At 64.3% G+C, this 11446-nt stretch carries 9 protein-coding genes; all 9 read left to right on the forward strand.

From position 1 onward, the window contains the following. The first annotated feature begins 35 nt into the window (after window positions 1-35). The 9 genes from FIU94_RS00610 to FIU94_RS00650 all read left to right on the forward strand — a co-directional run bounded on the left by FIU94_RS00610 (window position 36) and on the right by FIU94_RS00650 (window position 11420). The gene (locus FIU94_RS00610; protein WP_152463933.1) at window positions 36-1139 is read left to right on the forward strand and encodes a TFIIB-type zinc finger domain-containing protein; all 1104 of its coding nucleotides are present in this window, start codon (window positions 36-38) and stop codon (window positions 1137-1139) included. Next, the gene (locus FIU94_RS00615; RefSeq protein WP_152463935.1) at window positions 1136-1810 is read left to right on the forward strand and encodes a nitroreductase; all 675 of its coding nucleotides are present in this window, start codon (window positions 1136-1138) and stop codon (window positions 1808-1810) included. The genes FIU94_RS00610 and FIU94_RS00615 overlap by 4 nt, the downstream gene beginning before the upstream one ends. Continuing rightward, entirely contained in the window at window positions 1810-2256 is a 447-nt protein-coding gene (gene dtd, locus FIU94_RS00620) for a D-aminoacyl-tRNA deacylase (protein WP_152463937.1), read from the forward strand. The genes FIU94_RS00615 and dtd overlap by 1 nt, the downstream gene beginning before the upstream one ends. 832 nt (window positions 2257-3088) lie before the next feature. Then, entirely contained in the window at window positions 3089-5083 is a 1995-nt protein-coding gene (locus FIU94_RS00625; RefSeq protein ID WP_152463939.1) for a CocE/NonD family hydrolase, read from the forward strand. Between the two features lie 122 nt (window positions 5084-5205). Further along, window positions 5206-6804: an ABC transporter substrate-binding protein gene (locus FIU94_RS00630; RefSeq protein ID WP_152463941.1), complete on the forward strand. Its 1599-nt coding sequence runs from the start codon at window positions 5206-5208 to the stop codon at window positions 6802-6804. Window positions 6805-6816: 12 nt separating this feature from the next. Further along, window positions 6817-7773, forward strand: a complete 957-nt coding sequence (locus FIU94_RS00635; protein WP_152463943.1) for an ABC transporter permease — start codon at window positions 6817-6819, stop codon at window positions 7771-7773. A gap of 160 nt (window positions 7774-7933) precedes the next feature. Further along, window positions 7934-8749, forward strand: coding sequence for an ABC transporter permease (locus tag FIU94_RS00640; RefSeq protein WP_152463944.1), 816 nt, complete (start codon window positions 7934-7936; stop codon window positions 8747-8749). Continuing rightward, a complete protein-coding gene (locus FIU94_RS00645; protein ID WP_152463945.1) occupies window positions 8746-10383 on the forward strand; it encodes an ABC transporter ATP-binding protein in 1638 nt (545 codons plus the stop codon). The genes FIU94_RS00640 and FIU94_RS00645 overlap by 4 nt, the downstream gene beginning before the upstream one ends. 200 nt (window positions 10384-10583) lie before the next feature. After that, the gene (locus FIU94_RS00650) at window positions 10584-11420 is read left to right on the forward strand and encodes an alkaline phosphatase family protein (RefSeq protein ID WP_152463946.1); all 837 of its coding nucleotides are present in this window, start codon (window positions 10584-10586) and stop codon (window positions 11418-11420) included. Window positions 11421-11446 lie beyond the last annotated feature (26 nt).

The following is an 11446-nucleotide window of genomic DNA, read 5'->3' on the forward strand; positions in this document are numbered from 1 at the left end:
GCTAACCTGTGGCGGAGACCGCCAGCGGAGCCATCATGGACGAGCAGACACACGCCCCGCAGGCCGAGCACCGCTTTCCCTGCGAAAGCTGCGGATCGGACCTGCGCTATGACCCCGGCGGGGGTCGACTGGTCTGTGATCATTGCGGCAACACGCAACCGCTTGAGGGGGTCGGCGCACGGGTCGGGGGCATCGCCGAACTGGACCTCGACGCCGGGTTCGCCGCCGCGCTGGACGCCGGCGAGATGCAGGAAACCCGCGTCACCACCTGCCCAAACTGCGCGGCACGGGTGGAATTCGACGGCACCGAACACGCCAAGGAATGCCCGTTCTGCGCGACCCCGGTGGTGGTGGACACCGGGATTACCCGTCAGATCAAACCCCGCGGCGTCCTGCCCTTTGCGCTGGACGAATCCGCGGCCCGCGATGCCATGTCGACCTGGCTGGGCCAGCTGTGGTTTGCCCCCGGCGGGCTGCAGGACTACGCGCGCAAGGGGCGGCGCATGCAGGGCATCTATGTGCCGTACTGGACCTACGACGCCGACACGAAATCGGCCTACCGGGGCGAACGCGGCACCGTCTACTACGTCACCCGCACCGTCATGCGCGACGGCAAACGCGTACAGGAACAGGTCCCCCAGATCCGGTGGCAATCTGCCTCGGGCCGGGTCAGGCGGTTCTTCGACGATGTGCTTGTGCTGGCCTCCACCGCCCTGCCCAAACGGTACACCGACGCGCTGGAGCCCTGGGACCTGGCCGCGCTGGAACCCTATGCGCCGGAATACCTGGCCGGGTTCCGGGCCGAAGCCTATTCGGTGTCGCTGCAGGACGGCTTTGCCCAGGCCCGCGCCCACATGGACCGTGTGATCGAACGCGACGTGCGGTTCGATATCGGTGGCGACAGGCAGCGCATCCACGGGATCGAAACACAGCTCGGCAACCTGACCTTCAAGCACATCCTGTTGCCGGTCTGGCTTGCCGCCTACAAGTACCGCGGCAAGACCTACCGCTTCGTGGTGAATGGCCGGACCGGCCGGGTGCAGGGCGAACGCCCCTACTCGGCGGTCAAGATCGCCTTCGCCGTCATTCTCGGCCTTATCGCCGCGGCAATCATCGGATACCTGGCAGCACAGCAATGACCCAATACGACACACTGACCGCTCTCCTGGAGGCGCGCTATTCCTGCCGTGCCTTTTTGCCCGATCCCGTTCCGGACGAGACCGTCGAACGCATCGTCGACGCCGCCCGGCACGTGCCGTCCTGGTGCAATGCGCAGCCCTGGCAGGTCAGTGTCACCCGGGGAGCGGCCACCGACCGCTTCCGCGCGGCGCTGACGAAGGCCGCGACCGAAGGCACGCCGCCCAAGCCGGACCTTGCCTGGCCCAAGGGATATTCCGGCGCCTACGCCGAGCGCCGCCGCACCTGCGGTTTCCAGCTGTACGACGCGGTCGGCATCGAGAAATCCGACCGCAAGGCGCGCCAGGCGCAGATGCTGCGCAACTACGCGCTGTTCGACGCGCCGCATGTTGCCATCGTGCATTCCCCTGCCGAGCTTGGCCCCTACGGCGCCATGGATACCGGCGGTTTTGTCACCGCCTTCACCCTGGCGGCAACGGCCCTTGGGGTCGCCACCGTGCCGCAGGCCGCCATCGCGGCCTATGCGCCGCTGGTCAGGGATCTGCTGGGCATCGGCAACGACCGGCTGGTGCTCTGCGCGATTTCGTTCGGCTATGCGGATCCGGACGCGCCCGCCAATGGGTTCCGCACCGAACGCGCCACGCCTTCCGACATCATGGACTGGCAGGACTGATGCGCGCGCTGCTGCAACGCGTCACCAGCGCCTCGGTCACTGTCGCCGGGGAAAGGGTTGGCGAAATCGGCGCGGGGCTGCTGATCCTGGTCTGCGCGATGCCCCAGGACACGGAAGCGACAGCAGAGGCACTGGCGCAGAAGATCGCGAAGCTGCGGCTCTTCAAGGACGACGAGGGCCGGATGAACCTGAGCCTTGCGCAGACCGGAGGGGCGGCGCTGGTGGTCAGCCAGTTCACCCTCGCCGCCGATACCTCGCGCGGGACGAGGCCCGGCTTTTCCTACGCGGCAAAACCTGATGCGGCGCGCGCACTCTACGAGCATTTCGTGCGGCGGGTGCAGGACCTCGGGATCGAAACGCAGACGGGGTCATTCGGCGCGGACATGTCCGTGGCGCTGGTCAACGACGGCCCGGTGACGATCTGGCTCGACACCGAAGCACCTTGAGCGGGCGATGCGCCATCGCAGGCTGTGTCGCGCAAGAGCTCCGCGCGACGTGGCGCGCCCCGGGTTCGGCGATCGGTTCTTTGCCTTGTCCGCCGCTCCGGGGCCATGACACATTGACCACCTGCCCCGATTGAGCCCGCCCTTCCACCAAAAACCGCCCTTCCGGATCGACAAGGCGCCCTTTCTGCAAAGGCAGACCTTCCTGTAAAAGGCAGCCCTTCCTGCAAAAGGCAGCCCTTCCTGCAAAAGGCAGCCCTTCCTGCAAAAGGCAGCCCTTCCTGCAAAAGGCAGCCCTTCCTGCAAAAGGCAGCCCTTCCTGCAAAAGGCAGCCCTTCCTGCAAAAGGCAGCCCTTCCTGCAAAAGGCAGCCCTTCCTGCAAAAGGCAGCCCTTCCTGCAAAAGGCAGCCCTTCCTGCAAAAGGCAGCCCTTCCTGCAAAAGGCAGCCCTTCCTGCAAAAGGCAGCCCTTCCTGCAAAAGGCAGCCCTTCCTGCAAAAGGCAGCCCTTCCTGCAAAAGGCAGCCCTTCCTGCAAAAGGCAGCCCTTCCTGCAAAAGAAGACATGTCAAAAATGACATGTCTTCTTTTGCATTCATGTGCCCCCAAAGCCCCCCGAATCGCTCATCCTGCGCGGCCGGGACCCGAAATGTTTCGCGCAATTGATCCCGCGCCGGCGCCGCGCGCGGGGCGTCGGGACGCCGGCCCTGCCAGGGCATGGCGCAGCCGGTCCCGCACAGCGCCCCACCCTGAAAGCAGCCCCGCCTGCCGCCCCCGGAGACGCTTCGACATTCCGGCAACAGTTGACAAATCCGACGCCACCACGAATGTCTGGCCGCATGAAAACCCCACAGAACAGCCTGCGCGACATCGTCGAAGAGCCCGACCTGGGCATCACATTGTCTGACGGGTGCCGCCTGTCCGTCCGGATGTGGCGCCCCGAAGATGCCCATGACGATCCGGTCCCGGTGATCCTGGAATATCTGCCCTACCGCAAACGCGACGGCACCTGCGCCCGCGATGCGCTGACCCATCCGTGGTTCGCGAAACACGGCTACGCCTGCCTGCGCGTCGATATGCGCGGAAACGGCGACAGCCAGGGCCTGATGGAGGACGAATACACCGCACAGGAACAGGCCGACGCTGTCGAGGTCATCAACTGGGTCGCGGCACAACCCTGGTGCAACGGCAGCGTCGGCATGATGGGGATCAGCTGGGGCGGCTTCAACGGATTGCAGGTCGCCGCGCTGGCACCGGACCCGCTGAAGGCCGTCATCACCCTGTGCTCAACCGTGGACCGCTTTGCCGATGACATTCACTACAAGGGCGGCTGCCTGCTGAACGAAAACCTCGGTTGGGGGGCGACCATGTGGTCTTTTTCCAGCCGCGCGCCGGACCCTGCCCTGCGCGAGGACTGGCGCGAGATGTGGCTGGAACGGCTTGAGGCGGAACCGTTTCTGCCCTCGCTCTGGCTGCGGCACCAGCGACGCGACGCCTATTGGCGGCATGGTTCGGTGATCGAGGACTACAGCGCCATCAAGGCAAAGGTGCTGGCCATCGGCGGCTGGGGCGACGGGTACAAGAACGCGGTACCGCAACTGGTCGAGGCGCTGCCGGGGGCCAAGGGCATCGTCGGCCCCTGGGTCCACAAATATCCGCATTTCGCGATCCCCGAACCGCGCATCGGCTTCCTGCAGGAGGCGCTGCGCTGGTGGGACCGCTGGCTCAAGGGCATCGACACGGGTGTCGAGAATGACCCCGATTACCGGGCGTATCTGATGGACGGCGTGCCGCCCGCCACATGGTATACCGAACGACCCGGACGCTGGATCGCAGAGGCCAAGGGGGCGACGGCGCATCTGGAGACCAGCAGGCTGCACCTGACCGACACCGGCCTGTGCGACAGCGCCGCGCCCCTGACGGCCACCGTGTCCTCCCCGCCCCATTGCGGTGCCGATGCAGGCGAATACTGCGCCATCTGGCTGGGGCCGGAACTGCCCGGCGACCAGCGCGGTGACGATGCGCTTTCCACCACCTTCGACAGCGCGCCGCTAGAGCGTGACGTCGACATCGTCGGCGCGCCCCGGATCACCCTGACCCTGTCCAGCGACCGGCCGCAGGCGCAGATCGCGGTGCGGCTGAACCACATCCACCCCGATGGCGCCGCCACCCGGATCACCTACGGCGTGCTGAACCTCAGCCACCGCGAGGATGCGGAAGCGGTCCGCCCGATGACACCGGGCGAGCCCGTGGTAATCACCCTCGATCTGGACCACATCGCCTACCGCGTGCCCGCAGGACATCACCTGCGCGTCTCGATCTCGGACGCCTACTGGCCGCTGATCTGGCCCAGCCCCACGCCCACGCGGCTATCGCTGACGGCAGGACACATCGACCTGCCGCAACGCCCCACCCCCGGCGGAGACGAACACCAGTTCGAGCCGCCGACCGCCGCCGACCCCTGGGAAACCGAAGAGCTGCGCCCCGAGGCCCACATCCGCCGGCGCGAAACCGACATGGTGACTGGCGACATCACCCTCTTTATCGAGGATGACTTCGGCGCGGTCCGTGACTGCGATCACGGGCTCATCCACGGCTCGGTCGCCCGCGAGGCCTGGACCATCAATCCCGACGATCCGTTGTCGGCGCGCGGGCAGTGCCACTGGACCGACGAACTGGTCCGCGACGACATCGCCCTGCGGACGGAAACGACCTGCATGATGACGGCCAGCGCCACGGCATTTCACCTCAATGCCCGCATCGAAGCCTATGAAAACGACGAGATGATCTACGCAAGAGACATCGAGGACAGCATCCCGCGCGATCACATGTAGCACTGACGTCACAGAAACTGCCGTATTAAACCTTGCGACATGCCGAGAAATGGGCAAACTTGACTCATCAATCAATAAAACGGGCGAACAAGCGCCCAATTCCAAATGGGGAGTATCAAAACATGAACGAACAGCTGAAACACATGACCGGTCAGGTGGCCAAGGGCCTGATGACCCGCCGCGAATTTGTTGGCCGTGCGGCGGCGCTCGGCGTGACCGCTGCCGTTGCCAACTCCATGCTGGCCGACCGCGCCGCGGCGCAGGATGCGCCCAAGCGCGGCGGCACGATCAAGCTCGGCTCATCGGGCGGCGAATCCACCAACACGATGGACCCGGCACTGACCGCATCCGAAGTGCCGCTCTCCAACATCCGCCACTGGGGGGAAACCCTGACCGAGGTGAACCCCGATGGTTCCGTCGAAAACTGGCTGGCCGAAAGCGTCGAGGCGTCAGCCGACGCCAAGACCTGGACTTTCAAGATTCGCCAGGGCATCGAGTTCTCCAACGGCAAGACCATGACCTCCGAAGACGTGCTGAAAACCATGCAGCGCCACTCGGACGAGAAAAGCCAGTCAGGTGCCCTGGGCATCATGCGCGGCATCGTGGACATGAAAGCGGACGGCGACAATTTCATCGTGGAACTGGACACGCCCAACGCTGACCTGCCCTACCTGATGGCCGATTATCACCTCATGATCCAACCCGATGGCGGCATCGACGATCCCGCCGCGGGGATCGGCACGGGTGCCTACACCATCGAATTCGATGAGCCCGGCGTGCGCCACGGCTTCAAGATCCGCGACAACTACTGGAACCCGGACAAGCGCGGCTTTGCCGAATTCTCCGAAGTGCTGGTCCTGAACGACGCGACCGCGCGGACCGCTGCGCTGCAATCCGGCCAGGTGCATCTGATCAACCGCGTCGATCCCAAGGTGGCAAGCCTGCTGGACCGTGCGCCGAACCTGACGGTGGAATCCGCCTCCGGTCGCGGGCACTATGTCTTCATCGCGCATATCGACACGGCACCATTCGACAACAACGACCTGCGGCTGGCGCTGAAATACGCGATCAACCGCGAGGAAATGGTGGACAAGATCCTGCGCGGCTACGGCTCTGTCGGGAACGACATGCCGATCAACGAAAGCTATCCGCTGTTCGACGAGAGCATTCCGCAGCGCGAGCATTCCATCGAAAAGGCCAAGGAGCATTACGCGAAATCCGGCCACGACGGCAGCCCGATCATCCTGCGCGTCGCCGATGGTGCCTTCCCCGGTGCCGTGGATGCCGCCGCCCTGTTCCAGCAATCCGCCGAAGCCGCCGGTATCCCGCTGGAGATCAAGCGCGAACCCAACGACGGCTACTGGTCCGAAGTCTGGAACGTGCAGCCCTTCTGCGCCTCCTACTGGGGCGGTCGTCCGGTGCAGGACCAGATGTATTCGACGGCGTATCTGTCGACCGCAGACTGGAACGACACCCGCTGGAAGAAGCCGGAATTCGATGCGATGCTGCTTGAGGCGCGCGGCGAACTGGACACGGCCAAGCGCAAGGAAATCTATTCCGAAATGGGCCAGATGCTGCGCGACCAGGGCGGTCTGATCCTGCCGATGTTCAACGACTTCATCTCCGGCGTGGCCAACAACGTCGGCGGTTGGGAAACCGATCCCAATGGCGAAGTGATGAACAACAAGGCCAACATCAAGTGTTGGGTGACGGACGCGTAAGGACGCGCCCGGATGCATCCGATCCTGACCCTCATTGCCCAGCGCCTTGCGCTGGGCATCCTGCTGCTCTTTGCGGCCTCGATCCTGATCTTCGCCGGCACCTCGATCCTGCCCGGCGATGTCGCCCAATCCATTCTGGGGCAATCCGCCACGCCAGAGGCCCTTGCCAACCTGCGCGCGGAACTGGGCATGAACGAACCCGCCCTGTCGCGCTATTTCTCCTGGCTCGGGGGATTCCTGCAAGGCGATCTCGGCACCGCGCTGACCAATGGCCGCGACATCGCGGAAAGCCTTGGAGGCCGTCTCAAGAACACGCTGTTCCTCGCCTTCTGGGCCGCGGCCATCTCCGTGCCGCTGGCGATTTTCCTCGGCCTGCTCGCTGTCCGCTTCAAGGACCGCTGGCCGGACAAGCTGATTTCCGGCATCACGCTGACCACCATCTCAATTCCCGAGTTCATGATCGGTTACGTGCTGATCTACTGGATTTCGATCCAGCTGGGCTGGTTCTCCTCCGTCGCCATCATCAATGACGGCATGACGCTGGGCCAGAAACTGAACGCCATCGCCATCCCGGTCATGGTCCTGACCCTCGTGGTGCTCGCGCATATGATGCGCATGACCCGCGCCGCGATCCTGAACGTGATGCAATCGGCCTATATCGAAACCGCCGAGCTCAAGGGCATGCGGATGCTCACGATCATCCGCCGCCACGCGTTCCCCAACGCAATCGCCCCCATTGTGAACGTGGTGATGCTGAACCTCGCCTATCTCGTGGTGGGTGTCGTCGTGGTCGAGGTGGTCTTTGCCTATCCCGGCATGGGCCAGTACCTTGTCGATCACGTCAGCAAACGCGATGTGCCGGTGGTGCAGGCCTGCGGGCTGATCTTTGCCGCGGTCTACATCGGGCTGAACCTGGTGGCCGACATCGTGTCGATTCTCGCCAATCCAAGGCTGAGGCATCCAAAGTGAATTTTTCACCGAAAAAATTCACGCCGTGCGACCAAGCGTCTTTTAGCCAAAAAGACGCGGGGAGGCACCCGGTAGCGTTCAATCAGAAACGGGACGGTGGGCGGGGCGACTTGCGCGCCAGCGCAACAGCGCCGCATGCCGTCCACCGAAAGTCACCGATATGAAAAACATCCCCCTGTCCGCCATGATCGGCCTGTTCTTCACAAGTGTCTACTTCCTCATGGCCATCTTCGCCCCGCTGATCGCCCCCTACGGCATGGCCGAAACCGTCGGCGACGTCTGGGAAGCGCCCTCCTCCCAGTTCCTGCTGGGCACCGACAGCATCGGGCGCGACCTGCTGACCCGCCTGATCTACGGCGGGCGTACCACCATCTTTATCGCCACGATGGCGACCATCCTCAGCTTCGTCACCGGATCGGTCCTGGGGTTCTTCGCCGCGGTTTCCGGCGGCTGGATCGACCAGACCATCTCGCGCTTCGTCGATCTGATCATGTCGATCCCCTCGCTGATCTTCGCGCTGGTGGTGCTGTCGGTGATGCCGACAACCACCACGATCCTGATCGTGCTGATGGGTCTGCTCGATTCCACCCGCGTCTACCGTCTGGCCCGTGCCGTGGCAGTGGACATCACCGTGATGGATTATGTCGAGGCCGCCCGCCTGCGGGGCGAAAAGATCGGCTGGATCATCTTCCGCGAGACGCTGCCCAACGCATTGTCTCCGCTGGTCGCGGAAATGGGCCTGCGCTTTATCTTCGCGGTGCTCTTCATCTCTACCCTGTCGTTCCTGGGCCTTGGCGTTCAACCGCCGCTGGCGGACTGGGGCGGCATCGTGAAAGAGAACAAGGAAGGCATCAACTACGGCATTCAGGCGGCGCTCTACCCCGCCTATGCCATCGCCACCCTGTGCATTTCGATCAACCTGGTGGCGGACTGGATCCTGAACCGGACCACCTCGCTGAAAGGGGGCAGAGGATGAGCGACCCGCTTCTCAAAGTGCGCGGCCTGAAGATCGGCGCGACAATCTATCCGCCCGGCGAACGGCCCCGCGACATCGAGATCGTGCATGGCGTCGACTTCGACCTGGAGGCTGGCAAGGTCCTGGGCCTGATCGGCGAATCCGGTGCCGGCAAATCCACCATCGGGCTGGCCACGATGGCCTATGGCCGGGGCGGCGTGGAACTGACCGGCGGCGAAGTCTGGGTCAACGGCCGCGACATCCTGCAGACGCGCGTCGGCGACATCCGCCGCCTGCGTGGGGGTGAAGTCACCTATGTCTCACAATCCGCCGCCGCCTCCTTCAACCCGGCGAAAAAGATCATGGAACAGGTGACGGAGGCCGCGATCCGCCAAGGCAAGTTTTCCCGCAAGGAGGCCGAGGCCCGCGCCCGCGAATTGTTCGCCAAGCTCGGCCTGCCCGACCCCGACAACATCGGCAACCGCTACCCCCACCAGGTGTCGGGCGGCCAGCTGCAACGCTGCATGACGGCCCTTGCGCTGTGCCCCGAACCCGACCTCGTGGTGTTCGACGAACCGACAACGGCGCTGGACGTGACCACCCAGATCGACGTTCTTGCCGCGATCAAGGAGGCCATCGCCGACACCGGCGTTGCCGCGCTCTATATCACGCACGACCTTGCGGTCGTCGCACAGGTCAGCGACCACATCATGGTGCTGCAACAGGGTGCGATGGTCGAATACGGCACCACCGACCAGATCATCAACAACCCGCAGGAAGAATACACCCAGGCGCTGGTCTCTGTCCGGTCGATCAAGCACGAGGAAAAGAAGCCGACCGACAATCCGCTGCTGCGCGTTGAGAATATCACCGCGCGCTACAGGGGCACCGATTTCGACGTGCTCAAGGATGTGAACGTGGAGCTGCACCCCGGTCAGACCCTCGCCATCGTGGGCGAAAGCGGCTCCGGCAAATCGACGCTCGCACGGGTGATCACCGGTCTCCTGCCGCCCAATGAGGGGCAGATCGTGTTTGACGGGCGCAACCTGTCGCCCGCGCTGGCCCAACGCAGCTACGAGGACCTGCGCGAGCTGCAGATGATCTACCAGATGGCCGACACCGCCATGAATCCCCGCCAGACCGTGGGCACGATCATCGGGCGTCCGCTGGAGTTCTACTTCGGCCTCAAGGGCAAAGCCAAACAGCAGCGCATCCAGGAACTGCTGGACGAGATCGAACTCGGCGAGGGTTTTCAGGACCGCTTTCCAGCGGAACTGTCCGGCGGTCAGAAACAGCGCGTCTGCATCGCCCGCGCGCTTGCGGCCAAGCCCAAGCTGATCATCTGCGACGAGGTGACATCGGCGCTCGACCCGCTGGTGGCGGACGGCATCCTGAAACTGCTGCTCAAGCTGCAAAAGATCGAAGACGTCTCCTATCTCTTCATCACCCACGACCTGGCGACGGTAAAGGCCATCGCGGACAGTATCGCCGTGATGTTCCAGGGCGAGGTGGTGCGCTATGGGCCAAAGTCTCAGGTCTTGGCCCCGCCCTTCGATGCCTACACGGAACTCCTGCTCAGTTCCGTGCCCGAAATGAAACTGGGCTGGCTGGAAGAGGTGATCGAAACCCGTCGCATGGAAAGCGCCGGGAACTGACGCCTGACCGGCGCATTGCGTATCATTGCGCCCGGCCCGCAGGTGGTGAGGGCAGTCCGGGGGTGTGGGGTGCAGGTGCCGCCAGCGGTCACACGGGGCGCGATCGCGCCGTGATCTGACGGCCGGCGGCATCAGGTTAGACGTTGCACCCGTAAGAACCCTGCGCCACCATCCCCCCAACACTCACCGGAGGCCCCGACATGGACAAGAAACTGCTGCTGATCATCCTTGATGGCGTGCCCTACCGGAACTGGCGCCGCCTGTTCGGCAACCTCGAAGGCTGGGTGCAATCCGGCGATGCGCGGGTCTGGAAGCTGCGGGCGGTCCTGCCGTCGATTTCCGCCTCCTGCTATGCCTCGATCCACACCGGCGTTGCCCCGGCCCAGCACGGGTGTACCGGCAACGGAAACGTCTTTCGCCTGAAGGAAAAGGATGTCTTTGCCCAGGTCCGCGCGGGGGGCGGCGTGACGGGCGCGGTGGCGCATTCCTTCTGGTCGGAATTCTTCAACCGCCACCCCTTCGATTACGTCCGCGACATCGAGTACGACGAGCCTGACAGCGATACCATCAACCACGGACGGTTCCACACGATGACCGGCTACGGACATGTCAACCAGATGACCCCGTCCGACGTCGATCTCTTTGCCACGCTCACCAACCTCTGCCTGCGGTTCGGGCTGAACTACGGCATGCTGCACACCTGCACGCTGGACAGCATGGGGCACCGTTTCTTCCACGACTGCCAGGAAATGGACCACGCCTGCGCGGTCATGGACGAGATGCTGGCCCCCTTCATTTCCAAATGGATGGACGCGGGTTACGAGATCATCGTGACGGCGGATCACGGGCAGGACGACCGGGGCCATCATGGGGGCCGGGGCGAATTGCAACAGGATGCGGCGCTCTACTACTTCGGTCCGGCAGAGGGGCCGCGCCCCGATACCGTCATCGACCAGCTGCAGCTCGCACCCACGATCCTGCACCGGCTGGGCGCGCCGGTGGCCGATACGATGAAGGCGCAAAGCTTTCTCGGCTGAACGCCGCCGCCCGGGCGTCGTGCCCG

It is taken from the genome of Sulfitobacter sp. THAF37, assembly GCF_009363555.1.
Taxonomy (GTDB): domain Bacteria; phylum Pseudomonadota; class Alphaproteobacteria; order Rhodobacterales; family Rhodobacteraceae; genus Sulfitobacter.